Below are 25,808 nucleotides of genomic sequence, written 5' to 3'. Positions count from 1 at the left end.
GCGGCGTCAATTCCCTAGGGGGTTTCCCCTGTGCCTCAGCGGCCCGACACGCTGGCCACGCCCTGGTTGGCCAGCATATCGGCCATTTCATTGCCAGGATCGCCGTTATGGCCGCGCACCCAGCGCCAGCTGACCTGATGGCGCGCGACCTGGGCGTCGAGCTCCTGCCAGAGCTCGACATTCTTGACCGGCTTTTTGTCGGCGGTCAGCCAGCCGCGGCGCTTCCAGTTGGGCAACCATTCGGTCATGCCCTTCATGACATATTGCGAATCGGTGTGGACGATGACCGTGCACGGCCGCTTCAGGGCGCGCAGCCCTTCGATGACCGCCAGGATTTCCATGCGGTTGTTGGTGGTCTTGGGGTCGCCGCCAAAAAAGGTCTTCTCGTGCCCGCCGGAGCGCATGAGCACGCCCCAGCCCCCCGGGCCGGGATTGCCCTTGCAGGCTCCATCGGTCCACATTTCAACGAGATCGGCGGCGGCAGGAGGGGTCGACATGGCATTCCAAGGTGAAAACAGGCCGAAGACAATACCGGATTTCGCCCGGCCGCGCAGCGGCGCCGCCTTCAGCTCCCGCCATCGCTGGCCTGGCGGTTGACCACCACCGAGGCCGCCTGGGCGGTCTTGCGTTTTTTCTTCCAGGCCGGCCCGATCAGGCGCATGCCGCCCACGCGCTTGACGGCCGAGACCACATAGACCGCCCCGGCCATGCGCCACCAGCGCTCGCCCATGCCCTCCATGAAATGCCAGCGCCGTATCCATTGCTCGCCGCGGCAGGCCGGCACGAAGCGGCCATGGCGGCCGCGGTCGACCTCGAAGGACAGCAGCTTGAGCCAGTCGCGCAGGCGCGGCAGCGCCACCTGGGACTTCAGCGGCACGGGCAGCCAGGGCTCCATGCCCGGCAAGGCATTGCGCGCGCCCCACAAACTCCAGGGATTGAAACCGGAAATCACGACGCGGCCCTCGGGCATGAGCACGCGCTCGGCCTCGCGCAGCACCAGATGCGGGGCCTCGGCGCACTCCAGCACATGGGGCAGCAACAGCAGGTCCACGCTTTGCGACTCGAAAGGCAACGCCTCGGGCTGGGCCAGCACGCGGGCCTGCCAGGCCACCTCGCCTTCGAGCGGATCGGCCCCGACCCAGCCCTTGAAGGGCATACGGTTGCAGGCCAGCAGATCAGGGGCGTCCAGGCCCATCTGCCAGGCGTAGAAGCCGAACACATCGGCCACTTCTTCGTCGAAGCGGGCGCGCTCCCAGTCCAGGACATATTTGCCCGGCGGGGTCTGGAACCACTCGGCCAGTTCTACAATCGGCGTTGTCATTTCCGCCACTTCGCCTTCCTCATACGATGCCAGCCCATTCCCACACCACGGGCCAGGCCAGCCTGGTCGTGCCCATCGAGGCCTTCACCGACAACTATATATGGGCCGTGGTCCGCGACGGCTGGGCCGTCGTGGTCGATCCCGGCCAGGCCCAGCCCGTGCAGGATTTCCTGGCCGGACAGGGGCTGCGGCTGCGCGCCATTCTACTCACGCACCACCACGGCGACCACGTCGGCGGCGTCCTGGACCTACTGGCCCAGGCGCCCGTGCCGGTCTATGGGCCGGCGCGCGAGTCCCTGCCGCATTGCGATTTCCGCCTGGAGGAAGGCGATCTCGTGGAAATCCCTGAGCTGGGGCTTTCCCTGACGGTGCTGGACGTGCCGGGCCATACGGCCGGCCATATCGCCTATGCGGGGCATGCGGGCGGCGCCCCCCTGCTCTTCTGTGGCGACACGCTGTTCGCCGCGGGCTGTGGGCGGCTGTTCGAGGGCACGCCGGCGCAAATGCACGCTTCTCTGGAGAAATTGGGGACTTTACCGGAAGATACACTGGTTTTCTGCGCACACGAGTACACTCTAGCGAATTTGCGCTGGGCCACGACGGTAGAACCCGCCAATCTCACCCTGCAACAGTGGCAAGCACAGGCCCGCCAAATGCGCGCAGACGGCCGTCCCACCCTGCCTTCGAGCATCGGCAAGGAAAAGGACACCAATCCGTTTTTGCGTACCCAACAGGCAGAGGTTGCCAAAGCCGCCATAGGATGGGCCGGACACCCTTTGTCCAGCGCCGTGGATGTCTTTGCCGCCCTGCGCGAATGGAAGAACAATTTCAAGTGACCCACCGATGAGCCTTCTCCGACTTCTGCTACCCGTCCTTCTCGTGGTCCTTGCCGGTTGCGCCGGCACCGGGCAAAAGCAGAACGCCGAAGGCAATTCCTCGCGCTATGTGGCCAAGGACACCTCGCGCACGGTGGACCTGACCAGTCCGCCGCGCGACGCCTGGGACCGCATCCGCCGCGGTTTCGCCATCCCCAACCTGAATACCGATCTGTCCCAGCAGTGGACGGAGTACTACGCCGCCCACCCCGAGTCGGTGCGGCGCATGGCCGAACGGGCCGGCAAGTATCTGTATTTCATCGTCGATGAGGTCAACCGCCGCGGGCTGCCCACCGAGCTGGCGCTGCTGCCCTTTGTCGAGAGCGCCTACAACCCGACCGCGCTGTCGCGCTCGCAAGCCTCCGGCCTGTGGCAGTTCGTGCCGGCCACCGGCCAGCATTTCAACCTGAAGCAGGACTGGTGGCGAGACGAGCGGCGCGACCCCATCGCCTCGACCTATGCGGCGCTGGACTATCTGGAAAAGCTGTTCGAGATGCAGGGCGACTGGTACCTGGCCCTGGCCTCCTATAACTGGGGCGAAGGCTCGGTGCAGCGGGCCATGGCCAAGAACGAGGCCGCCGGCCTGGCGACGGACTATCTGTCGCTGACCATGCCCGACGAGACGCGCAACTACGTGCCCAAGCTGCAGGCCATCAAGAACATCATCGCCGACCCGCGCAAGTACGCCGTGGCCCTGCCCAAGGTCGACAACACGCCGTATTTCGTGACGGTCCAGAAAAACCGCGACATCGATATCGAGCTGGCCGCCAAGTTCGCCGAAATGCCGCTCGATGAGTTCAAGGCGCTCAATCCCTCCTTCAACCGCCCCATGATCCGCGGCGAGCATGAGCCCACGCTGCTGCTGCCGGCCGACCGGCTGGCCGTCTTCAATGCCAATCTGCAGAACTACAAGGGCGACCTGAGCAGCTGGTCGACCTATGCGACCCGCCGCGGCGAGAGCTACGCGGCCATCGCCAAGCGCCACGGCGTCTCCGAGGCCCGCCTGCGCGAGATCAATGAAGTGTCTTCGCGCCAGAAAGTCGCCGCCGGCCAGGTGCTGCTGGTGCCGGCCGCCGGCGCGGCCAACAAGCCCGACACCAGCGACGCCGTCCAGCTGGCCTCGCTGTCCCCGCCCGTGGGCGCGCTGGACAAACCCGCCGCCCCCAAGGCCAGCGCCCGCGCGTTGCCGGCCACCGCGGCGCGCGGCGGCAGCGCGCGGCCCAATGTCCGCACCCACAAAGTGAGCTCGGGCGACACCCTGTTCAGCCTGGCCAAGCGCTACGGCACCACGGTGGACGCGCTGCGCGCCTTGAACAACCTGAAGGGCAATAACCTGAAGGTCGGCTCGCAATTGCGCGTGCCCGGCACCGGCACCCGCGGCTGACCCGGCGCAATGCCCGTAAAATAACGGCCTTCAAGCAAGGCAACCTAAGGAAAACACTATGGGCTTTCTCGCTGGCAAGCGCATCCTCGTCACCGGGGTGCTCTCGAACCGCTCCATCGCCTACGGCATCGCTCGCGCCTGCCACCAACAAGGCGCCGAACTCGCTTTCACCTATGTCGGCGACCGCTTCAAGGACCGCATCACCGAATTCGCCGCCGACTTCGGCAGCGACATCGTGCTGCCCTGCGACGTGGCCGAAGACAGCCAGATCGAAGCCGCTTTCGCCTCCCTCAAGGAGCGCTGGGACGGCCTGGACGGCCTGGTCCATTCCATCGGTTTCGCGCCGCGCGAAGCCATCGCCGGCGATTTCCTCGAAGGCCTGTCGCGCGAAGCCTTCCGCATCGCGCACGACATCTCGGCCTACAGCTTTCCGGCCATGGCCAAGGCCGCCCTGCCCCTGATGGAAGGCCGCAAGGCATCGGTCCTCACGCTGACCTATCTGGGCGCCGAGCGCGTAGTCTCCAACTACAACACCATGGGCCTGGCCAAGGCCTCGCTGGAAGCCAGCGTGCGCTACCTGGCCACGGCGCTGGGCCCGCGCGGCATCCGCGCCAACGGCATCTCGGCCGGTCCCATCAAGACCCTGGCCGCCAGCGGCATCAAAGACTTCTCGTCCATCCTGAAGTTCGTCGAAGCCAATGCGCCCTTGCGCCGTAACGTGACCATCGAAGACGTCGGCAATGTCGCCGCCTTCATGCTTTCGGACCTGGCGGCGGGCGTGACCGGCGAGATCACCCACGTCGATGCGGGCTTCTCGACCGTCGTCCCGGGCATGGAAGAATGAACGCCTGACCGAGCTACAGAGGGCGCCTTGCGGCGCCCTTTTTTTTGCGGCTCGGGCGAGCCTGCGCCCCCGTTTGCTGACAGCGGGCTGAACTTTCGCGCCCGCGCAGGGGTCAGAGGGTTTTTGTCCCGCAAGGAGCCCCTCTTGAGCGCCCGTCAACTCCTCGATCAATTGCTGCGGTCCGGCCAGAACCTGGCGCAACAGGCCGCCGGCCGCGACACCGGCCAGGCCGGCGGATCCTTTCTTGCCGGACTCGGCGGCGGCGCCCTGGGCGCGGGCGCGCTGGGACTGCTGCTGGGCAGCAAGAAAGCGCGCAAGCTTGGCGGCAAGGTCGCCATGTATGGCGGCATGGCGGCGCTGGGCGCCCTGGCCTACCGGGCCTATGGGCAATGGCAGGAAAACCAGGCGCGGCAGGCCCAGGCCGCGCCGCCCGCAGCACCCCGGACCCTGGACCGCCTGCCCGCGCCCGAGGCGGAAGCGCACAGCAATGCCGTGCTGGTCGCGATGATAGGCGCGGCCAAGGCCGACGGCCATATCGGCCCCGAGGAGCGCCAGTTGCTCGAACAGGAGCTCATCCGCCTGTCGGGCGATGCCGCCGACCGCGGCTGGCTGGAGGCCGAGCTGGCCGGCCCGGTTGATCCGGCCGCGGTGGCGCGCGCCGCGCGCAGCCCCGAGATGGCCGCCGAAATGTATCTGGCCAGCGTGCTCGTCGTGGACGAAGAAAGCTTCATGGAACGCGCCTACCTCGATGAGCTGGCCCGCCAGCTGAAGCTGGCGCCCGCGCTCAAGCAGCAGCTGGAAGCGCAAGTGGCCCAGCTTTCCTGATCAGTCCGCGCGCAGCGCCATGCTGGCCGTCAGCGCGCGGAAACGCCGAATGTCGGCTTGCACCAGGCGCTCGAAGTCCTCGGGATTGCTCGCCACCGGATTGAAACCCAGGTCTTGCAGCTCGGCCTGCGTGGCCGGCCGCGCCATGATGGCGGCCACTGCCCGGTTCAGGCGCGCCACGACCGCCGGCGGCGTGGCCGCCGGCGCCAGCAGGCCATGCCATTGATCCAGTTCATAGCCGGGCCAGCCCTGCTCGGCCACGGTGGGCACGTCCGGCATGAGGGGCGAGCGCCGCGCCGACGTCACCGCCAACGCGCGCAGCTTGCCCGCGCGGATGAAGGGCGCCGCGCTGGACGCCGTCACCACGCCCAGGGGCACATGGCCGGACATCACATCCGTGAGCGCCGGGCCGCAGCCCTTGTAGGGCACTTGCTGCAGCGCCGAGCGGCTGCGCGCGCGCAGCATTTCGGCGGCCAGGTGCTGCGGCGTGCCATTGCCGCAAGAGGCATAAGGCATGGGATCCTCGGGCAGGCCCAGGCGCAGCGCCTGCCCCAGGCTGCCCAGCGGCGAGCCGGCGCGCGTCACGATGACGGAGGGCACGAAGGCCACATTGATCACCGCGGTGAAATCGCGCTCGGGGGAAAAATCCAGATGCCGGAATACGCCCGGATTGACGGCAAAGGAACTGTTGACCATCAGCAGGGTGTAGCCATCCGGCCTGGCTTCGGCCACGGCGCGCGCGCCGATATTGCCGCTGGCGCCGGGCCGGTTTTCCACCACCACGGCTTGGCCGAGGTCCTGCTGCAAGGCCGCGCCCAGCTTGCGCGCCAGCAGATCGGTGCCGCCGCCCGGCGGGAAGGTCACGATGATGGTGATGGGCCGGACCGGAAAATCCGTATCGGCCCGGGCCGGCGCGGCCCACGCGGCCAGCAAGGCCAGCAAGAAAGAAGCAAACAATCGCAGCATGATGTTTTTCAGGATGAGCGCCGCCCCGGCGCCCTCCTGGCACCGTCAACGGCTTGCGGAAAGAAAAAGCGGGATCAGCTGTCCAGGCCGATATCCAGGACCCGCGCGCTATGCGTCAGCCAACCCACTGCCATCAGATCGACCCCGGTCGCGGCGATGGCCGGCGCGGTCTCGGGCGTGATGCGGCCCGACGCCTCGGTCACGGCGCGCCCGCCGACGCGGCGCACCGCCTCGCGCAGGGTGTCGTTATCCATGTTGTCCAGCAGCACTACATCGACGCCGGCGGCCAGCGCCTCGTCGAGCTGCGCCAGCGTGTCGACCTCGAGTTCGATCTTGACCATGTGGCCGACCGCCGCGCGGGCGCGCGCCAGGGCCTGAGTCACGCCGCCGGCGAAGGCCACGTGGTTGTCCTTGATCAGCACCGCGTCGTCCAGGCCGTGGCGATGGTTGCTGCCGCCGCCCACCCGCACCGCGTACTTCTGGACGGCGCGCAGCCCGGGCAAGGTCTTGCGCGTGCAGGTCACCTTGCAATGCGTATGGGCGATGGCGTCGGCGATGGAGGCGGTGGCGGTGGCCACGCCGCTCAGGTGGCCGAGGAAGTTCAGCGCCGTGCGTTCGGCCGTCAACATGCCGCGCGCCGGGCCTTCGATAAGGGCGATCTCACTGCCGGGCGCCAGGCGCGCGCCGTCGGCCAGCAACACCTGAAAACGGATCTCCGGATCGATCAGCCGGAAGGCCAGCCGGGCCAGCTCCAGCCCGGCCAGCACGCCCGGCTGGCGCGCCACCAAGCGGGTCTGCCCGCGGGCCTCGGCCGGCACGATGGCGTCGCTGGTGATGTCGCCCGCGCGTCCCAGGTCCTCCAACAGGGCGGCGCGAACCAGCGGCTCCAGCATGACCTGGGGCAGGTTGGGGATGATGCGCGCCGTCTCCTGGGCGGGCTGGGCGCTGACGGTTTTTATGCTCATTTTGAGTATATATGGCGTTAAAAAAATGGCGGGATGCCCCTGCGACTTATGCTAATACTGAGCATAAATAGCTGTCAAGCCCGCCCGGGCAGTTGCCGCCCCCTTGCTTCAATATTGCCGCGCCAAAGGCAGCTTGCTGCCGGAGATGGCCCGCTCCAGCATGACGTCGCGCCGAAAGCGGAAGAGCTTGGCCGGCCGGCCCGCCGTGCCGCTGGCCATGCCGCCGGTCTCCTCGACCAGGTCCTGCTGCTCGATGAGGCGGCGGAAATTCTGCTTGTGCAATTCGCGGCCGGCCAAGGCCTCGACGGTCGTCTGCAATTGCAGCAGGGTGAATTCGGCCGGCATGAGTTCGAAAACCACGGGGCGGTACTTGATCTTGGCGCGCAGCCGCGCGATGCCGGTGGCCAGGATGCGGCGATGGTCATGGCCCATGGCCTGGCCGGGCAGCGCCGATCCGGCGCCCGCCTCGGGCACCAGGCCCGCCTCGTAAAGCAGCTCATAGCGCTGCAAGACCATATCTTCGTTCCAGGGCGCGCCATCCAGCCCAAAGCTGTAGGCCAGGCGCTGGCCGCGGCGCGCATCGCGCCCGGCCCATTGCCGCAGGCGGCGTTCGATATCGTCCAGCACGCCGGGCAGGCCGCCGCGCCGGTCTTCCCACGGGAAATAGCGATACCAATCCTGCCAGCCGACCTGGGCCACGCCGGTGTCGCCCGCCTCGCGCGTCAGGGCCAGGTAGCTGACCGAGATGACGCGCGCGCCGGCCGCATTGGAGCGATCGCTGTCGGCGAAGGTGTAGAGCTGCTCGACATAGCCCAGCGGATGATGGGTCTGGGTCTCGACCCAGGCGCGCAAACCGGCCTGCAGCGAACGGTGGCTCAGTTCGAAGGGACCGGCCGGCAGCAGCTGGCCGCCATCGGTGGTCAGCACGCGCGGCTGGCCGGCCGTCACGGCGACGAGCACGGCCACCAGTTCGGCGGAAAGAGAGCGGTCTAGGGCGTCAGTCAAGGATGTCCCGGAGAAAACACGGCCAAGCCGTCACCGATTATAGAGGCCCCCGCTCCGTCACACCTGGACACGAGCTTGTGACGGACTGCCGCGTAATATGGATCCACAGGCCTTTTTACGGGGCCTGCGTGCGGCACGCTCAACAAGGAGTCGGATCATGGCAATTGCTCGTGAGTTTCTCCAGTCGGCCAGCGTCACCCAGCAACGGCGGTTCCAGGGCACCGCGGAAATGCCCATGCCCAGCGCGAACCGGCAAGTCGCCGGCATGCCGCGCAGCGGGCGCGTGATGACCCAGCCGGGCGATCCCGGCGTAATCACCCCTGAAGACGACGTGCTGCCCGGCGCGTTGTCGCGCCCCGACGAAGAGGCCTAGCCGCCTTATTCGTTGCCGCTGAACATATAGCCCCAGCCATGCACGGCGCGGATGGGCAGGCGTAACTGCCTGTCCGTCGCCTTGCGGCGCAGGCGGCAGATCAGCACGTCCACATAGCGCAGGCGGGCGCGTTCGCCGCGGCCGGGCCTGACGTCGACCACGTCCAGCAGATCTTCGCGGCTCAACCGCTGCGTGGGCGCCTGCACCAGGGCCTGCAGCAGGGCGCGTTCGGCGCCCGTGAGCGTCAGCCGCGCATTGTCAGGGCTGGCCAATACCCAACCGTCTTCGAGCAAGCGCCAGCCGCGTTCGGCATGGCCGTTTTCCGCGCCGGGCGGCGGGTTGGGATCCGGCAGGGACGAAGGCCGCTGCACCGGCGGCGATGCCAGGGCCTGGGCCACGCCGCGCCGCGCGAGCGCCTGCAGCACCGCGGCGATCTCCTGGTGGCTGCTGCCCTGCTCCAGACAGGTGTCGACGCCGCACAGCAACAGCTGCACCCGCGCTTCAGAAGATAGCGGCGGGGTCAGCGCCACGATGCCCACGCTGGGCGCCAGCGTACGCAGACGCGCCGCGGCCACCAGCACCTCCCGCGGCGAAGCCGCGAGAATCACGAAACCATGGCGGTGCTGGCCATGCAGCTCATACATGACCGACAACTCAGTGCAGCTGGCGACCGGAAACCCGGAATCCACCAGCGACTGGGACAAGGCCTGGCACTGGCCGAAATCCACGCACAGCAGCAACACGCCCGCGTTGGGCGCGCTGACCGGCTGGCTGGCCGAAGAGGGATCCGCGGAGAAATCGGACGGGACACGCATGGCGCGGCCCGTCACCTTCGGCCTCGCTCGTGACGGCAAGCCGTGGCGAGGGCCGGTGCGCGGCCCGATACGCAAAACGTGGAAATGGAAAACGCGGATCTCATACCGTCCTGCCTTACCTTGTCAGTACACGCTCGTGTAAAAAAAAGTAGATCACACCCGTATGGATTTACCTATCGGCACCACGAAAATTAGCAATTTGTAGACACGCTTTGACACAAATGGGGCGGTATCCTCGACATGACCACGCAGAAGCGCCGCGCATGGATGAATAGGAATCGCTCACTCAGCGTCCGAGCCGAGTGTATTGCACTTTATCCGCAGGCGCTTGGCGCTTTCCGTGAAGCGCAGGGCTCACGAGGACAGATCAATCAGCGCGGCAGGGCATAGGCGGTCAGCCGCACGCCTTGCGCCCCGCCCTGCCGCGACCGGCTGGCAGTGGCCACCAGGACAAACTGGCGGCCCGAGGCCGACTGGTAGCTCAAGGGCGTGGCCTGCGAGCCGGCCGGCAAGCGGCTCTTCCAGAGCACATCGCCGGAGCGCAGGTCCACGGCGCGCAGCGATTGCTCCTGCCCGGTGGCGATGAAGACCAGGCCGCCGCCCGTGATCAGCGAGCCGGCCGGCGGCGGCGTAGGCATGGGCGCGAACAGCCAGGCCGCTTCGTACGAGGCCGCCAGGCGCGTGTTCCACAGGACGTGTCCATCATTCAGGTCCACGCCCGTCAGATAGCTGTGCGGCGGCGCATTGCAGGACATGCCCAGCGGAGAGACCAGCAAACCCTGGCCGGGCGCGGCCGCGCCTGGCGCCCAATTGATCACCAGCAGCCCGCGCTCCGGATCGGCGGCCACGCCGCCCCAGCTCGACGGCGCCAGCGGGCCGGGCAGCCGCAGGAAGGAGGGGTTGTCCGCCTCCCGCCCGGCCGCGCGCAGGCGCACCCGGCACCAGAGCTGGTCAAAGGGCGTGACGCCCCACATGGACTCTTCGTCGGCCGGCGCGACCGGCTTGAGCGCCACGTCCAGACGCAAGGGCCGGCCGTCGCGCCGGTCCAGCAGGAAGAGCTGCCCTTGGCGCGTGGCCTGCACCAGCACAGGCAGCTTGCGCCCCTTGTACTGCAGATCCAGCAGCGTGGGCTGGGCGGCAAGATCGCCGCCCCAGACATCGTGGCGCGTGGTCTGGAACACCCAGCGCTCCTGGCCGGTCTGCGCATCCAGCGCGACGACGGCGCTCGAATAGCGCTGGGCCGCGCCCTGGACGGCGCGGCCATAGTAGTCGGGCATGGCGTTGCCGGTCGGCAGATAGATGGCGCCCAGGGTCTCGTCGACCGACAGCGGGGCGCCGGCATGCGACAGACCCAGCAGCGCGGGCTGAGCGTCGGGCGTGGCCGGGCTGAAACTCCATGCCGCCTGCCCGGTCTCGGCATCGAAGGCGCGCAAGGCGCCCGCCGACTCGGCTTGGGAACGCTGATCGCGCAGCCAGCCGGCCACCACCACCTTGCCGCGCACCACGCGCGGCGCCGATCCCATGTACTCCTGCCCGGGCATGGGCGCCGCCGGATGCAGGTCGATCTGGCCCTGGCCGCCGAAGCTGCGGCAAGGCTGGCCGCTCTTGGCGTCCACGGCGATCAGGCGCGCGTCGGCCGTCGTGGCGTACAGGCGCGCGGCGCAGAGCGCGCCCTCTTCCATGCCGGGCACGCGGTAATAGGCCAGGCCGCGGCAGGACGGCGTGGCACCGCGCTGCTCATCGCGGTGCCGCCAGCGCAGCCGTCCGGTGTCGGCGTCCAGGGCGACCAACGCGCTGGAACACAGATAGAGGCTGTCGCCCACCTTGAGCGGCGCGATCTCGAAAGGACGGGCGCGGTCGCTGTCGTCGCCCTGGTAGCTCCAGGCCACCCGCAGGCCAGCCACATTGTCGGGGCCGACCTGGGTCAGCGCGGAAAAACGCCTGCCTTGCGGATCGCCCGGCCATTCGCCGTCGGCCTGCCCCGTTGGCACGCGCGCCAGCACGGCCGGCAGAATCTCCGGCGGGCTGGCGGGATCGCCGCGCAGCACACTCGCCATGACCAGGATGGCGAACACCAGCAGGAAAAACGCCGTGATGAAACGCGCGGCGCGGTTGGAACGCGGCCCGCGCGCCAGCGAGCGCACCACCGGCGGCAGCCAGAAACCCAGGCCCAGCAGACAGGGAAAGGCAAGCCGGGCCAGCAGGCCCCAGAAATCCAGGCCCACCTGCAGCAGGGACCAAAGCAGAGTGCCGGCCAGCGTGGCCGCATAAAGCCAGGCGCTCCAGGCATTGCGATGCCAGAGCAGAACGCCGGCGGCCACCAGGGCCAGGCCCGTCAGGACGTAATACCAGGAGCCTCCGAGCAGCGCCAGCTTGACGCCGCCTATCCCCAGCACGACGCCGGATACCGCCAGCACGATGGCCAGCCCAAAAGCCGCGACATGTGATTTGCCGGCGACCGCAGTCATGTAACACCCCCAGGTCCGCCGTGGCCGGCGCTGCGCTGTTGCGCCCGCCGCGCATGGCCCGGCGGGTCCCCCTTTACCTCTGGATGCCCGGAGCGCCGCTGCTTATCCCGCTCCGGTTGCCTCGTATGCTATCAGAGGCCCGCGCTGGTATATGCTTGTGCCTCCATCAGGGGTATCTCATGCAGGACAGCATTCACCTCTCCCTTATCCTGGGCGCGGCCCGCTGCGCCACCGGCAACCCCATGCCGGCCGCCCTCTCCCTGGCCAAGCAAGGAACACGGTCGTGAACTTCATTTTTCGCGGCGACGAGCTGCTGGTGCGCGCGGCAGGCATCGAACTGCCCGATGCCAGCGTCTGCGCCTTCCTGGGCATACGCATCGAATCCATGCAGCCGCTGTGGCACCTGCCCGAATCGCCATACCGCAGCATCCACGTGGCGCGCGACATCGAGCCGCCCAGCGGCTACGCCTTTCGCAAGCTGCGCGCCCTGCTGCCCGAACTGGGCGAGCAGGCCGCGCTGGCCGGGCGCGCCTTCCAGATCGCCGAATGGGTCCGCACCCATCGCTTCTGCGGCGTCTGTGCCACGCCCATGCAGCACTCGACGCGCGAGCTCTGCCTGCAGTGCCCCCATTGCGGCCTGCATGCCTACCCGCGGATCTCGCCGGCGATGATGGTGCTGATCAAGCGCGGCGAGCACATCCTGCTGGCGCGCCATGCGCGTTACGCCACGGCGCGCTACACGGCCCTGGCCGGTTTCGTCGAGGCCGGCGAAAGCATCGAGGAGGCCGTGCACCGCGAAGTCGCCGAAGAAGTCGGCCTGAAACTGCGCGACCTGCGGTATTTCGGCAGCCAGTCCTGGCCCTTCCCGCATTCGCTGATGATTGCCTTCACGGCCGAGTACGACGGCGGCGAGGTCCGCGTGCAGGAAGACGAAATCTCGGATGCCCAGTGGTTCGGGCCGGGCGACGCCATCCCCAACATCCCCATGGTGCAATCGATCGCCGGCCGCCTGGTGCGCGCCAACCTGCCGCCCGGCGCCCGGCTGGTCGAGGTCTGAAGGCTCAGTGGATGAGCACCCCGCGTTCGGCGTAGAAGCGCTCGAACACGCCGGCCGGCAGACAGACGTCGGCGCGCGATGCGGCGGAGTCGCCGGACGGGTTATGAAAGACCACGCGCTGCCCGTCGGCCTCGGTGATCAGCACCAGATGCCCGCCGCGCCGCGGCGGCGCGCTTTGCGGCATGCGGATGGAAGCATGCACCGACGCCATATAGAGACGGCCGCGGTCCAGCAGGCCGGGCAGCGCGCGGGCGGGCAGCGCCGTCTTGATTTCGGCGGCCAGGCCGTATTCGGCCGACAGCATGGCTACGAAGGGGGCATAGATCATGCCGCGGATATTCTCGGGGCCGACTTCGTAGGCGCCATAGCGGGTGGCCAGCCGGGCAAGCGTCAGCGTGGGCTCCACCCGGCCCAGGCGGGCGGCCAGCACCATTTTCAGGCAGGCCATGCCGCAGACGTGGTTGGCCCATTCGATATATTCGTCCTGCGTGACGGCGCCCGACGCGCGCCACAACGGATCCTCGCGCAATGTTGCCGTGCCGGCCACCAGCTCCGGCGCCAGATCGGCGGACTCCCATTGCGAGAAGTAAGGCACCTGCATACATCCACCCCTGCGTCACATCATTGACACCAGACTGACACAAAGCAGGGGGAAGCGCCATAGCGCTGTTGCGCCGCCGCAGCAGACGGCGGGTATCATGCCGCTTGCCGCGCGCCGCGCGGCCCTTACCCGAGTTACCCATCGTGTCCCACAATGCTTCCCGCCTGGTGCGCATTGGCACCGGCCCGCTTGCCGACCCCGAGATCGGCAAGCCGCGCCGCCCCATCGAGGGCAATACCGAGTTCCGCAGCGTCAACGCCTTTGAAGGCAATGAAGGCCGGGTGCTGTCCGGGGTGTGGGAAAGCAGCGCCGGCAAGTTCCGCTCCGACACGACGGGCTATATCGAGTTCGGCTACATCCTGGAAGGCCAGGCCCGCATCGTCGATCCCGACGGCACGGTGCATGAGCTGCGGCCCGGCGATCCCTTCATCATGCCGGAAGGCTACAAAGGCCACTGGGAGGTCGACGAGTTCGTCAAGAAGATCTACTTCATTACGCATCTCGCCTGACGCGCGGCCCGGATCAGCGGTAGACCAGCACCGGCAGATCCGTATGGGCCAGCACCTTCTGGGTCACGCTGCCCAGCAGCATGGCCGACAGGCCGCTGCGGCCATGCGAGGCGATGGCGATCAGGTCGCAGCCTTTTTCGCTTGCGGTCGCCACGATGGCGTCATAGGGCTGGACATTGACGGCCGTCACGGCTTCGCAGGGCACGCCGGCATCGGCGGCGCGCGCGGCCGCCTGGGCCAGCCATTGTTCGGCCTGGCGATGCTCTTCGCGCTCGTATTCTTCCAGGGTACCGCGCAGCTGGACCGACTCGCCGGCCGGCGCGCGCAAGGGCTGGATGACTTGGATCAGCGTCACGCGGGCGCCCAGTTTGCGGGCCAGGGCCAGCCCCTGCTCGACCGCGCGTTCGGCCAGATCGGAACCGTCGGTGGGGATCAGGATGTGCTTGTACATGGAGCTTCCTCTTTCTGGATGACGGGCCCGCCAGGCCCAGGGGGAGCGACACAGTAACTCGGCCATGCTTGCCTCATATTGCGCCGGATCAAGGCCGCGCGCAAACCGGGCCCCCTCATGGCGCAAGACCGGAACCATGCTGGTGCGCCCGCGCACCAGCATCGTGCAGCGCAACATGACGCGCCGCCCGCGCCCCCTGGCGCGGCCGCCTGGCACAAAGCTTGCTTGATCCTTTTCATGGCGGTCTCCGCCAACAGACAAACCGTGCAGTCCCCAGGCAAAGGCGCCCCGACCTCTCCAGGTCACGGGCGCCTTTTTGCATTGGGCCTGCCTTGCCATGGATATGCGATGCAAGACAGCACCTCCGCCAAACCCCGCCTGATCGTGATCGGCAACGGCATGGTCGGCCATCACTTCGTCGAACAACTCGCCGCGCGGGACGGCCTGGCGCAATGGCAGGTCCTGGTCCTGGGCGAAGAGCCCCAGCGCGCCTACGACCGTGTCCATCTCTCCGACTATCTGGCCGGACGCGACGCCGCCGCCATGTCGCTGGATGATGGCAGCCTCTACCGCCAGCCCGGCATCACGCTGCGCCTGGCCGAGCGCGTCACGCGGATCGACCGACAGCGCCGCGTGGTCAGCACCGCGCAGGGCGAGCATGCTTATGACAAGCTGGTGCTCGCCACCGGCTCCTTCCCTTTCGTGCCGGCCATCGCCGGCGCGCCGGATGAGCCGCTGGTCTACCGCACGCTGCAGGACCTGGACCGCATACGGCTGGCGGCCTCGCAGGGCGCCCGGCGCGGCACGGTGGTGGGCGGCGGCCTGCTCGGCCTGGAAGCCGCCAATGCGCTCAAGCATCTGGGCCTGGAGGCGCATGTGGTGGAGTTCGCGCCCCGGCTGATGCCCGTGCAGCTGGACGAAGCCGGGGGCGCGGCGCTGAAGGCGCGCATCGAGGCGCTGGGCGTGGGCGTGCACCTGTCGCGGGCCACCGAGGCGATACGGCCCGGCAGCCGCCACCGCTACCGGCTGCGTTTCGTCGACCACGAGCCGCTGGAAACCGACCTGGTGGTGTTCTCGGCCGGCATCCGGCCGCGCGACGGCCTGGCGCGCAGCGCCGGCCTGGCCCTGGGCGAGCGCGGCGGCGTGGCCGTCGATGCCCGGTGCCTCAGCAGCGACCCGGACATCTACGCCATCGGTGAATGCGCCGCCGTGAACGGCGCGGTGTATGGCCTGGTCGCGCCTGGCTACCAGATGGCGCGCTGCGTCGCGGCCGCGCTTTGCGGCCAGGCCGCCGAAGCCTTCGGCGGCGCCGATATGTCGACCCGGCTCAAGCTGCTGGGCGTGGACGTGGGCTCGATCGGCGACGCGCACGGCAAGACCCCCGGTTCACGCAGCTACCGTTACATCGACGAAGCCGGCGCGGGCTATCGCAGGCTGGTGGTGTCCGGCGACGGCAAGACCGTGCTGGGCGCGGTGCTGGTGGGCGACAACAGCTACTACGACACCCTGCTGCAATATGTCCAGAACGGCCTGGCCGCGCCGGCCGATCCGGCCAGCCTGATCCTGCCGCGCGGCGAAGGCGCGCCCCTGCTCGGGCCCGCGGCCCTGCCGGCGGCGGCCACCATCTGCTCCTGCCACAACGTCAGCAAGGCGGCCATACAGGCAGCCCTGGACCAGGGCTGCGGCGACCTGGGCGCGGTCAAGGCCTGCACCAAGGCCGCCTCGGGCTGCGGCGGCTGCGCCACGCTGCTCAAGCAGGTGGTCGAGCATGAGCTCGGCGCGCGCGGGGTCAAGGTGGACCACAGCCTCTGCGAACACTTCCCGCATACGCGGCAGGAAATCTATGCCCTGGTGCGCGTGCAGGGCCTGCGGAGCTTCGAAGCGGTGCTGGCGCGCCACGGCAAGGGCAGCATAGGCTGCGATATCTGCAAACCCGCCGTGGCCTCCATTCTCGCTTCCTGCTGGAACCAGCCCATCCAGGATCCCCCGCTGGTGCCGCTGCAGGACACCAATGACACCTTCATGGCCAATATGCAGAAAAACGGCAGCTATTCCGTGGTGCCGCGCATCCCGGGCGGCGAAATCACGCCCGAAGGCCTCATCGCCATCGGCACGGTGGCCAGGAAATACCAGCTCTACACGAAAATCACCGGCGGCCAGCGTATCGACCTGTTCGGCGCGCAACTGCACGAACTGCCCGACATCTGGGCCGAACTCATCGCCGCGGGTTTCGAGACCGGCCATGCCTATGGCAAGGCCACGCGCACCGTGAAATCCTGCGTGGGCAGCACCTGGTGCCGCTACGGCGTACAGGACAGCGTGGCCATGGCCCTGCGCCTGGAGGACCGCTACAAGGGCCTGCGCGCGCCGCACAAGCTGAAGTTCGCGGTCTCGGGCTGCACCCGCGAATGCGCCGAGGCCCAGAGCAAGGACATCGGCGTCATCGCCACCGAGAAAGGCTGGAACCTCTATGTCTGCGGCAACGGCGGCATGCGCCCGCGCCATGCCGAGCTCTTCGCCACCGACCTGGACGACGCCGCGCTGATCCGCGCCATCGACCGCCTGCTGATGTTCTACATCCGCACCGCCGACAAGCTGCAACGCACATCGGTATGGCGCGAATCGCTGGAAGGCGGGCTGGACTACCTGAAAGCCGTGGTGCTCGAGGACAGCCTGGGCCTGGGCGCGGAATTGGAGCAGCAGATGCAGGACGTCGTCGACCGCTACGAATGCGAATGGGCCAACACCCTGTCCGACCCGGAGAAACTCAAGCGCTTCCGCACCTTTGTCAATGACGGGCGCGCCGATCCCGATATCCGCTTTGTCGAGGAAAGAGGCCAGCGCCGGCCGGCGCGCGCCGAATCCCTGGCTGTCGAGGAGCAGACCTGATGAGCCAAGACTGGCAAGCGCTCTGCCTGCGCCGTGACCTGGTGGCCCATTCCGGCGTGGTGGCCTGGCTGGACGGGCAGCAGATCGCCCTCTTCTACCTGCCCGAAGACGAGGCCGTCTACGCCGTGGGCAACCGGGATCCGCGCTCCGGCGCCAATGTCATCGGCCGCGGCATTCTCGGCCGGATGGCGGGCGAGCTGGTCGTGGCCTCGCCGCTCTACAAACAGCACTTCCGTTTGCGCGACGGCTCCTGCGTGGAGCAGCCCGCCGAACACCTGCCGGCCTGGCCCGCCCGGCTCAATGGCGAGACCGTCGAGGTCTGCTTCACAGCCTGATTCCACGTTGTCCCATACCAAGCAAGGGGTTCCATCATGTCCTACATTGTTCCTTCCGAGTTCGTCACCAAGATGGTCGACGCCGGCGAGTCCAAGATCCACATGGCCACGCGCGATGTCCTGATCCGCTCCTACATGGCGGGCGGCATCCTCGCCCTGGCGGCGGTCTTCGCCGTCACGGTCACCGTGCAGACCGGCTCGGCCATTCTGGGCGCGGCGCTGTTCCCGGTGGGTTTCTGCATCCTCTACCTCATGGGTTTCGACCTGCTGACGGGCGTCTTCGTGCTCACGCCGCTGGCCCTCATCGAACGCCGCCCGGGCGTCACGCCCAAGGCCGTGCTCAAGCATTGGGGCGTGGTCTTCACCGGCAACTTCCTGGGCGCGCTGACCGTGGCCCTGATGATGTCCATCGTCTTCACCTACGGTTTTTCGACCCCGCCCAACAAAGTGGGCGAGGTCATCTCGCATATCGGCGAGAACCGCACCCTGGGCTACAAGGAATACGGCGCGGCCGGCATGCTGACCATCTTTATCCGGGCCGTGCTGTGCAACTGGATGGTATCGCTGGGCGTGGTCGGGGCCATGATCTCCACCAGCGTGAGCGGCAAGGTCATCGCCATGTGGATGCCCATCATGCTGTTCTTCGCCATGGGCTTCGAGCACTCGGTGGTGAATATGTTCCTCTTCCCCTCGGCCCTCATCATGGGCGGCAATTTCTCGATCATGGACTACCTGATCTGGAATGAGATCCCGGTGGTGCTGGGCAACCTGGTGGGCGGCGTTTCGCTTACCGGCCTGACGCTCTACACCACGCATATGAAGACCGCCCCCAAACGCAGCTTCAACTGAGCCGGTCCATGCGCGCGCCGGTGGCCACGGGCCAGCACTCGGAAGCAGGCCGCAAGGCCGAAAATCAGGATTTCCATGGGCTGTGCATCCCCGCGGAACCCTTGCTGGGCGCCAAGGGCATCGCGGCCGCGCTGGCCGATGGCATCAGCAGCAGCGATGTCAGCCGCGTCGCCAGCGAGACCGCGGTGGCGAGTTTTCTCGAGGACTACTACAGCACGCCGCAGACCTGGTCGGTGCGCAAATCCGCGCAGCGGGTGATGAGCGCGACCAATGGCTGGCTCCATGCCCAGACGCGCCTGGGCCACCGCGGCGCCGACCAGGGCTATGTCTGCGGCATGAGCGTGCTCATCCTCAAGGGCGCCACCGCGCACATTCTGCATGTGGGCGATGCGCGCATCAGCCGGCTGCGCGACGGCGTGCTGGAGCCGCTCACCGAAGAACACCGGCTGTGGGTCGGCCAGGGGCGCCACTATCTGACGCGCGCCATGGGCCTGCGCCCGCATCTGGAGATCGACTATCACACCCGCGGCGTGGCGCAAGGCGATGTCTTCATGCTGGCCACCGACGGCGCGCATGAATATCTGCGCGCCGAACACCTGCGGCAGGCCCTGAGCGACCATGACAGCCTGGACGAGGCGGCGCGCGCGCTGGTCCGCCAGGCCCTGCACGAGGGCAGCAATGACAATCTCACCGTGCAATTGCTGCGCGTGGACGCGCCGATGACGGCCACGCCGGCCGACCTGGCCCGCCAGGCGGGCACCCTGCCCTGCCCGCCGCTGCTCAGTCCCGGCATGGGTTTCGAGGGTTTCGTGATCGAGCGCGAGCTGCACGCCAGCGCCCGCAGCCATGTCTATCTCGCCCGCGATGGCCAATCGCCCGTGGCGATCAAGATCCCGTCCCTGGACCAGCGGCATGACCCGGCCTACCTGGAGCGCCTGCTGCTGGAAGAATGGCTGGCCCGGCGCATCGACAGCCGCCACGTGGCGCGCGCCTGGCCGCAGACGCGGCCGCGCCAGTCCCTGTACATCGTCAGCGAATACATCGAAGGCCGCACGCTGGCCCATTACCGCCCAGGCCTGCAAGAGGCCCTGGACATCGCGGAACAGGCCGCCCGGGGCCTGGCGGCCTTCCACCGCCTGGACATCCTGCATCGCGATCTGCGCCCCGACAATCTCATCCTGACGCCGCAGGGCGAGGTCAAGATCATCGACATGGGGTCGGCCCAGGCGGCAAGCGGCCAGGAAGCGCTGCCCGCCGCGCCCGGCGTGCCGGGCGACATCGCCTACGCCGCGCCGGAGTATTTTCTTGGCCAGCCCGGCAGCCCCCGCGCCGATCTGTATTCCCTCGGCGTCATTACCTACCAGCTGCTCACCGGCCGCCTGCCCTACGGCGCGCAGACCGCCAAGGTCCGCAGCCGCGCCGACCTCCTGCGCCTGCGCTACCAGCAGGCCACGGAAATCCCCGCCTGGCTGGACGCCGTGCTGGCGCAGGCCGTGCATCCCGATCCGGCGCGGCGCTTCCAGGATGCGGCCGAGTTTGCCCACGCCTTGCGCCACCCGGCCCGGCCCCCGGGGCCGCCGCCGCTGGCCGAGCGCGACCCGCTGCGGTTCTGGAAAGTCCTCAGCCTGCTCCTGGCCCTCGCCCTGTTTATCTCCTTTGCCTATCGCTGATCATGATTCCCGCCATCACCCTCATCGGCGCCGGCCCCGGCGACCCCGAACTGCTCACACTCAAGGCCGTCAAGGCGCTTCGGCAGGCCGAGGTCGTCCTGGTCGACGACCTCGTCAATCCCGAGATCCTGGCGTACTGCCCGCAGGCGCGCATCCTGCGCGTGGGCAAGCGCGGCGGCTGCCGTTCCACCCCGCAGGACTTCATCCAGCGGCTCATGCTGCGCTATGCCCGCCAAGGCTGGCGCGTGGCGCGCCTGAAGGGCGGCGACCCCTGCATCTTCGGGCGCGGCGGCGAGGAGGCGGCCTGGCTGGGCGCGCGCGGCGTGGCCTGCGAGGTCATCAGCGGCATCACGTCGGGTCTGGCCGCGGCCACGCAGGCCGGCATCCCGCTCACGCATCGCGGCCTGGCGCGCGGCGTCACCCTGGTCACCGCGCACACCGAGGATGGCGGCGCGCCGGACTGGCGGGCGCTGGCGGCCGGCGGCACCACCCTGGTGATCTATATGGGCGTGGCCAAGCTGGACGAGGTGGCCGGCGGCTTGCGGCAGGCTGGCATGGCCGGCGATACTGCGGTCACCATGGTCGAACAAGCCTCCCTGCCCGGCCAGCGCGAGATCCGCTCCACGCTGGCCCAGCTCCGTGCCGACGCGGCCGCCGCCGGCCTGCGCAGTCCGGCCATCGTCGTGATCGGCGCGGTGGCGGGCCTGCGGCTGTTCGGCCCCGATGCGGGCTGGGCCGCCGCGCGCGCGGCCTGCGCCTGAGTCATGAGCCGCGTCGCACCGACACTCAAATTCCTGCTGGCGGCGCGCCAGTCCGAGCTGCGCGACCTGGAAGCGCTGGCCCACATCTGCAGTTTCGTGACCCTGGCCAGCGAGCTCGTGCATGCGCTCCAGAAGGAGCGCGGCTGGTCCAACCTCTATCTCTGCCTTGCCCGCGACGGGCAGCGCGCCACGCTCGATGCGCTCAGCGCCCAGGCCGAGGAACGCGAGGGCGAGCTGCGGCGTTTCCTCGACGGCATGGACTGCGGCCGCGAAGGCGGCAAGGCCCGGCTGTACAACCGCATCGCCCACGCGCTGTACGGCCTGGACGAGCTGCCCGAGCTGCGCGCGCGCCTGCGCCAGCAGCGCATCGACGCCCCGCAGGCCAGCGCCGCCTTCACGCGCCTGATCGCCCACCTGCTGGCCGTGGTGTTCGAGGCGGCCGATACCGCCCTGGACGCCGACATCACCCGGGCGCTGGTGGCCCTATTGAACTTCATGCAGGGCAAGGAGCTGGCTGGCCAGGAAAGAGCCCATGGCGTCATGGGCTATACGGCCGGGCATTTTGATGCGGCGCAAAAAGCCAGGATGACCGGACTTGCCGCCGACCAGGAGCGCAGCTTCGAAAGCTTCGAGCGCCATGCGCCCGCGGCCATCCTGCAGGCCTGGCGGCAAGCGCGCCAGCACGAAGCGCCGGTCGCGCGCCTGCGCGCCATGGCGGCCGTGACCGACGCAAGCCACACCCTGGATCCGGATCTGGCCGAGCTCTGGTTCGATCTATGCACGGCGCGCATCGACGCCATGCTGCCCATCGCGGCCGGGCTGACCCAGGACCTGGCCGCGCGCTGCCGGCAGCGCATCGGCCAGGCGCGCGACGCGCTGCGCGACCCCCGCCTGCCGCCCGGCCGTTTCGATCCGGCGCTCGTCCCGCCCGCCATGCTGTTCAACGTGCAGGGCCGCTCGCTGGACCAGCCGGCGGCCGACGGTGTCGGGCCGTCCATGGAACGCTCCCTGCTGGACACGCTCCAGGCCCAGACGGAGCAGTTGCACAAGGCCGGCGAGGCGCTGGCCCAGGCGCGCGGCGCCCTGGACGAACAGCGCGACATCCATCGGGCCAAGCATCTGCTCATGACGCGCGGCCAGCTCTCCGAGCCCGCCGCCCATGCCCAGCTGCAGCAGGCCGCCATGCAGAGCGGACGGCCGCTGGTCGAGATCGCGCGCCACCTGCTGAAAACCCACCGTTCCTGAGCGGGGAGCCAGGCGCTATGCTCTGGAGGCACTCCACCTCACAGGGCGACCATGAACCCCAGCAACACCTCTCCTCCGCTCGAAGTCCTGCCGCGCGATCTGTCCGCCTATCGCCAGGGCAATACCGGCATCGACTATGTCCATCGCTTTGCTTCCGGCAAGCCGGGCCCGCACGTGCTGATCAACGCCCTGACCCATGGCAACGAGATCTGCGGCATGGTCGCGGCCACCCACCTGCTGGACAGCGGCCTGCGGCCCCGGATCGGCACCCTGACCATCAGCTTCGCCAATGTCGAAGCCTATGAGGCCTTCGACAGCGAGCGTCCCTACGAGAACCGCCAGCTGGTCCACAACCTGAACCGCATCTGGTCGCCCGAATGGCTGGATGGCCCGGAGCAAAGCCCCGAGCTGCGCCGGGCGCGGGAACTGCGGCCAGTGCTGGAAGCGGCCGACTATGTGCTGGACATCCACTCGACCAGCGCGCCGGTGCAGCCTTTCTGGGTCTATTACGACCTGCCGCGCAATGCCGAGCTGGCCGCCGCCGTGGGCGCGCCCGGCGTGCACCTGCTCATGCCGGGCGGCAAGGGTCCGGGCGCGCCCATCATCGGCTATGGCCATCACGGCCAGGCCGTCTCGGCCAGCAAGGGCGCTCTGGTCGTCGAGTGCGGCCAGCATTTCGCGCAATCGGCGGCCGACCTCGCCACCGACACCACGCTGCGCTTCCTGGCCCACCTGGGGCTGACCGAGGCGCGGCCGCGCGGCGAAGTCGCGCCGCAGCGTTTCCGCCTGCTGGAGATCCACATGGTCAAGTCGGAGGACTTCCGCTTTGCGCGGCCGGTCATCGGCTTCGAGACCTTCGGCCAGGACGAACTCATCGCCCGCAACGGCGACGAGGAAATCCGCTCGCCCTGCCCCGATTGCACGATCTTCATGCCGACCCGCCAGCCCATCGTCGGGCGCGAGGCGGTCTATCTGACACAAGCGGCCTGAGCCGCCTTCCGGAATCACGATGAAACACACTCTTTGCCTGCTTGCCCTGGCCCTGGGCAGCGCGACCGCCGCCGCCCAGACCGCCGCGCCGCCCGCCCCGGCCGCCGCCGCTTCCGCGCCCGCTCCCAAGCCGCCGCGCGATGAATTTTTCTGGCTGGGCGAAATCAACAAGGCCAGCGCCGTCATCAACACCGACCAGGGCCTGCTGGACAAGACGCTGGCGCCCAAGATCGCCGCCGGCGTGGCCCAGGTGATCGAGGCCGGCAACCAGCCCGGCGGCAAGCGCCCCTCCAGCGTCATCACCTTCGAGCCCCTGATGATCAAGGCGGCCGGCCAGGACGTCACCCTGCTGCACGCCGGACGCTCCAGCCAGGACATGCACGCCACCTACCGGGCCGCCATCCTGCGCGAGAACATGCTGGCCCTGGCCGAGCAGCTCAACCGCAGCGCCGCCACGATGGTGGAGCTGGCCGCGCGGCACGCCGACACCGTGGTGCCCAATTACACCAATGGCGTGGCGGCCCAGCCCAACAGCTATGGGCATTACCTGCTGGGCCACGCGGCCGGCCTGGCGCGCGACGCCCAGCGCATCCGCGAGGCCTATGCCCGCATCGACCGCTCGCCCATGGGCACCACCGTGCTCAACGGCAGCAGCTGGCCGCTGGACCGCAAGCGCATGGCCGACTATCTCGGTTTTGCGGCCCTGGTGGACAACGCCTACGACGCCTCGCAGATTTCGTCCATGGACGAGCCCGTGGAAGTCGCCTCCATCGTGACGGCCATCTCCCTGCATGCCGGCAACTTCGTGCAGGACATCATGCCGCAGTATTCGCAGACCCGGCCCTGGATCCTGCTGGAAGAAGGCGGCGGCAACACCTATGTCTCCAGCGCCATGCCGCAAAAGCGCAACCCCGGTCTGCTGAACTCGCTGCGCAGCGACGCCTCGACGGCCGTGACGCTGGCCATGGGCCCCATCCTCCAGATGCACAACATCACCCCCGGCATGCCGGACCCCAAGGAAGTCGACCAGAACAGCGCCATGGTCGAAAGCGCCATCAAGGTGCTCAAGAAATGGGATAGGGTGATGAAGGCCCTGGTCATCAACCGTGAGCGCGCCCTCGAAGAACTCAACAGCGACTGGACCGCCTCGCAGGAGCTGGCCGATGTGCTGATGCGCAAATACCAGCTGCCTTTCCGCGTCGGCCATCACTTCGCCTCCGAGATCGTGACCCTGGCGCGCGCCAAGAACATCAAGCCGCTGGACTTCCCCTACGCCGAGGCGCGCCGCATCTATCACGAGGCCGTCCAGGGCAGCAAATACCCGCAGGAGCTGCCCATGAACGAGGCTGAATTCCGCGCCACGCTGGACCCGGTGGCCATCATCCAGCATCGGGCCACCGCCGGCGGCCCGCAGCCGGCCGAAATGACGCGCATGCTCAAGGAGGCTCGCCAGCGCCTGGCCGACGACGACGCCTGGATCAAGGCGCGGCGCGAGCACATCCAGCGCTCGCTGGCCCGCCTGGACCAGGACTTCGACAAACTGCTGGCCGCGGGGCGCTAGCCGGGCCGGCGGCCGAATCCCCAAACCTTTGCGTTAGTTCAAGGTTTGGCCCAACAAGCCCTCCCCCGGCGCGCGCGCTTGGGCGCATAATCGATGCGCATAGGCCCGGCAGGCAGCATGTGCGACCGGGCCCCTCCACTCACCGGCGGCGCGCATGCAGAGACTGATCCTTCCTCTTCCCGGCAATGAAGCCTCCGCGGCCCGCCTGGCCGCGGCCTGCGGCGGCGAACTCGGCACGGTCGAGACCCGCCGCTTTCCCGATGGCGAAAGCTATGTGCGCCTGCACGGCGACCCTCGCGGGCGCGCCGTGGACGTGTTCTGCACCCTGGCCCATCCGGATCCCGCTTTCCTGAGTCTGGTCTTCGTGGCCGACACCGCGCGCGAACTCGGCGCGGCCGAGGTCAACCTGGTGGCGCCCTACCTGGCCTATATGCGCCAGGACAAGCGCTTTCTGCCGGGCGAGAGCATCAGCTCGCATTCGTTTGCCCGGCTGATCTCGACGACCTTCGACCGCCTGATCACGGTGGACCCGCATCTGCACCGCCATCCGACGCTGGCCTCGCTCTACCGCATCCCGGCGGTCACGCTGCACGCCGCGCCGCTATTGGGCGACTGGATCGCCGCCAATGTGCAGGCCCCGCTCATCATCGGCCCGGATGAAGAAAGCGAGCAATGGGCCGGCTCCATCGCCGCGCGCATCGGCGCGCCGCATGTGGTGCTGCGCAAGGTCCGCCACGGCGACCGCCAGGTGGAGATCGAGGCGCCCGACCTGAGCGCCTGGCGCGAGCGCACGCCGGTGCTGGTCGACGACATCGCCTCATCGGGACGCACGCTGGTGGCGGCCGCCGGCAAGCTGGCCGGCATGAAACCGGCGCAATGCGTGGTGGTCCACGCCCTCTTTGCCGAAGACGCCTGGAGCCAGGTGTCGGGCTGCTTCGAGCGCGTCGTGTCCACCGACGCCGTGCCCCATCCCAGCAACCGCATCGAACTCGCGCCGCTTCTGGCCGGCGCGCTGATGCGCGACTGAACCCCCGTCCACCCACAGGAGC

The 25,808-nt window shown here is 68.5% G+C and carries 25 protein-coding genes; 16 read left to right on the top strand and 9 right to left on the bottom strand.

Going from position 1 to position 25,808, the window contains the following annotated elements; translation table 11 throughout:
• Positions 1 to 35: 35 nt before the first annotated feature.
• Positions 36 to 497, bottom strand: coding sequence for a ribonuclease HI (gene rnhA, locus L540_RS10205; RefSeq protein ID WP_043209709.1), 462 nt, complete (start codon positions 495 to 497; stop codon positions 36 to 38).
• A 68-nt stretch (positions 498 to 565) separates the two neighbouring features.
• Positions 566 to 1,330: a class I SAM-dependent methyltransferase gene (locus L540_RS10200; protein ID WP_043209716.1), complete on the bottom strand. Its 765-nt coding sequence runs from the start codon at positions 1,328 to 1,330 to the stop codon at positions 566 to 568.
• 17 nt (positions 1,331 to 1,347) lie between these two features.
• Here L540_RS10200 and gloB point away from each other — a divergent pair, with 17 nt between their 5' ends.
• From gloB to L540_RS10180, 4 genes are all read left to right on the top strand, one after another.
• Positions 1,348 to 2,157: a hydroxyacylglutathione hydrolase gene (gene gloB, locus L540_RS10195; RefSeq protein WP_043209717.1), complete on the top strand. Its 810-nt coding sequence runs from the start codon at positions 1,348 to 1,350 to the stop codon at positions 2,155 to 2,157.
• Positions 2,158 to 2,164: 7 nt separating this feature from the next.
• Entirely contained in the window at positions 2,165 to 3,580 is a 1,416-nt protein-coding gene (locus tag L540_RS10190; protein WP_043209718.1) for a LysM peptidoglycan-binding domain-containing protein, read from the top strand.
• A gap of 58 nt (positions 3,581 to 3,638) precedes the next feature.
• Positions 3,639 to 4,424 carry an enoyl-ACP reductase FabI gene (fabI, locus tag L540_RS10185; RefSeq protein WP_043209719.1) on the top strand — a complete coding sequence of 262 codons (786 nt, stop codon included), beginning with the start codon at positions 3,639 to 3,641 and terminating at the stop codon, positions 4,422 to 4,424.
• Positions 4,425 to 4,568: 144 nt separating this feature from the next.
• A complete protein-coding gene (locus L540_RS10180; protein WP_043209721.1) occupies positions 4,569 to 5,249 on the top strand; it encodes a tellurite resistance TerB family protein in 681 nt (226 codons plus the stop codon).
• On the opposite strand, the gene L540_RS10175 is transcribed toward L540_RS10180, so the two are convergent.
• From L540_RS10175 to L540_RS10165, 3 genes are all read right to left on the bottom strand, one after another.
• On the bottom strand, positions 5,250 to 6,215 hold the full coding sequence (locus L540_RS10175; protein ID WP_043209723.1) for a tripartite tricarboxylate transporter substrate binding protein: 966 nt from the start codon (positions 6,213 to 6,215) through the stop codon (positions 5,250 to 5,252).
• A 74-nt stretch (positions 6,216 to 6,289) separates the two neighbouring features.
• Entirely contained in the window at positions 6,290 to 7,180 is an 891-nt protein-coding gene (gene nadC, locus L540_RS10170; RefSeq protein ID WP_043209725.1) for a carboxylating nicotinate-nucleotide diphosphorylase, read from the bottom strand.
• 108 nt (positions 7,181 to 7,288) lie between these two features.
• The gene (locus tag L540_RS10165) at positions 7,289 to 8,185 is read right to left on the bottom strand and encodes an NUDIX hydrolase (RefSeq protein ID WP_043209727.1); all 897 of its coding nucleotides are present in this window, start codon (positions 8,183 to 8,185) and stop codon (positions 7,289 to 7,291) included.
• Positions 8,186 to 8,342: 157 nt separating this feature from the next.
• On the opposite strand from L540_RS10165, the gene L540_RS10160 reads away from it, so the two are divergent.
• Complete coding sequence (locus L540_RS10160) at positions 8,343 to 8,558, top strand: hypothetical protein (protein ID WP_043209732.1); 216 nt, start codon at positions 8,343 to 8,345, stop codon at positions 8,556 to 8,558.
• A gap of 5 nt (positions 8,559 to 8,563) precedes the next feature.
• Here the strand turns inward: L540_RS10160 and L540_RS10155 are convergent, their stop codons facing one another.
• Positions 8,564 to 9,373 (bottom strand): winged helix-turn-helix domain-containing protein, encoded by an 810-nt coding sequence (locus L540_RS10155; RefSeq protein WP_048026261.1) that lies wholly within the window; start codon positions 9,371 to 9,373, stop codon positions 8,564 to 8,566.
• Positions 9,374 to 9,744: 371 nt separating this feature from the next.
• Positions 9,745 to 11,841, bottom strand: coding sequence for an outer membrane protein assembly factor BamB family protein (locus L540_RS10150; RefSeq protein ID WP_043209736.1), 2,097 nt, complete (start codon positions 11,839 to 11,841; stop codon positions 9,745 to 9,747).
• A gap of 283 nt (positions 11,842 to 12,124) precedes the next feature.
• Between L540_RS10150 and nudC the strand changes: the two genes are divergently transcribed.
• Positions 12,125 to 12,898, top strand: coding sequence for an NAD(+) diphosphatase (gene nudC / locus L540_RS10140; RefSeq protein WP_043209740.1), 774 nt, complete (start codon positions 12,125 to 12,127; stop codon positions 12,896 to 12,898).
• A 4-nt stretch (positions 12,899 to 12,902) separates the two neighbouring features.
• Here the strand turns inward: nudC and L540_RS10135 are convergent, their stop codons facing one another.
• Positions 12,903 to 13,499, bottom strand: coding sequence for a C39 family peptidase (locus tag L540_RS10135; protein WP_043209741.1), 597 nt, complete (start codon positions 13,497 to 13,499; stop codon positions 12,903 to 12,905).
• Positions 13,500 to 13,642: 143 nt separating this feature from the next.
• Here L540_RS10135 and L540_RS10130 point away from each other — a divergent pair, with 143 nt between their 5' ends.
• Positions 13,643 to 14,008 (top strand): cupin domain-containing protein, encoded by a 366-nt coding sequence (locus L540_RS10130; protein ID WP_043209743.1) that lies wholly within the window; start codon positions 13,643 to 13,645, stop codon positions 14,006 to 14,008.
• Between the two features lie 13 nt (positions 14,009 to 14,021).
• On the opposite strand, the gene L540_RS10125 is transcribed toward L540_RS10130, so the two are convergent.
• Positions 14,022 to 14,459 (bottom strand): universal stress protein, encoded by a 438-nt coding sequence (locus L540_RS10125; protein ID WP_043209744.1) that lies wholly within the window; start codon positions 14,457 to 14,459, stop codon positions 14,022 to 14,024.
• Between the two features lie 348 nt (positions 14,460 to 14,807).
• Here L540_RS10125 and nirB point away from each other — a divergent pair, with 348 nt between their 5' ends.
• From nirB to L540_RS10080, 9 genes are all read left to right on the top strand, one after another.
• Complete coding sequence (gene nirB / locus L540_RS10120) at positions 14,808 to 17,348, top strand: nitrite reductase large subunit NirB (protein WP_043209746.1); 2,541 nt, start codon at positions 14,808 to 14,810, stop codon at positions 17,346 to 17,348.
• Positions 17,348 to 17,683 carry a nitrite reductase small subunit NirD gene (nirD, locus tag L540_RS10115; RefSeq protein ID WP_048026257.1) on the top strand — a complete coding sequence of 112 codons (336 nt, stop codon included), beginning with the start codon at positions 17,348 to 17,350 and terminating at the stop codon, positions 17,681 to 17,683. The genes nirB and nirD overlap by 1 nt, the downstream gene beginning before the upstream one ends.
• A gap of 36 nt (positions 17,684 to 17,719) precedes the next feature.
• Entirely contained in the window at positions 17,720 to 18,532 is an 813-nt protein-coding gene (locus L540_RS10110) for a formate/nitrite transporter family protein (protein ID WP_043209756.1), read from the top strand.
• 8 nt (positions 18,533 to 18,540) lie between these two features.
• The gene (locus L540_RS10105; protein ID WP_048026255.1) at positions 18,541 to 20,202 is read left to right on the top strand and encodes a bifunctional protein-serine/threonine kinase/phosphatase; all 1,662 of its coding nucleotides are present in this window, start codon (positions 18,541 to 18,543) and stop codon (positions 20,200 to 20,202) included.
• Between the two features lie 2 nt (positions 20,203 to 20,204).
• A complete protein-coding gene (cobA, locus tag L540_RS10100; protein ID WP_043209761.1) occupies positions 20,205 to 20,963 on the top strand; it encodes a uroporphyrinogen-III C-methyltransferase in 759 nt (252 codons plus the stop codon).
• A 3-nt stretch (positions 20,964 to 20,966) separates the two neighbouring features.
• On the top strand, positions 20,967 to 22,208 hold the full coding sequence (locus tag L540_RS10095; protein WP_043209763.1) for a nitrate regulatory protein: 1,242 nt from the start codon (positions 20,967 to 20,969) through the stop codon (positions 22,206 to 22,208).
• Positions 22,209 to 22,259: 51 nt separating this feature from the next.
• Positions 22,260 to 23,198: a M14 family metallopeptidase gene (locus L540_RS10090; RefSeq protein WP_043209764.1), complete on the top strand. Its 939-nt coding sequence runs from the start codon at positions 22,260 to 22,262 to the stop codon at positions 23,196 to 23,198.
• Between the two features lie 19 nt (positions 23,199 to 23,217).
• Positions 23,218 to 24,759, top strand: a complete 1,542-nt coding sequence (locus L540_RS10085) for an argininosuccinate lyase (protein WP_043209766.1) — start codon at positions 23,218 to 23,220, stop codon at positions 24,757 to 24,759.
• A gap of 154 nt (positions 24,760 to 24,913) precedes the next feature.
• Complete coding sequence (locus L540_RS10080) at positions 24,914 to 25,786, top strand: ribose-phosphate pyrophosphokinase (protein ID WP_043209768.1); 873 nt, start codon at positions 24,914 to 24,916, stop codon at positions 25,784 to 25,786.
• Positions 25,787 to 25,808 lie beyond the last annotated feature (22 nt).

It is taken from the genome of Bordetella pseudohinzii, assembly GCF_000657795.2.
In the GTDB taxonomy this organism is placed as follows: domain Bacteria; phylum Pseudomonadota; class Gammaproteobacteria; order Burkholderiales; family Burkholderiaceae_B; genus Bordetella; species Bordetella pseudohinzii.
The sequence above is the reverse complement of the archived record's forward strand: the minus strand, read 5'-3'. Positions and strand labels throughout refer to the sequence as shown.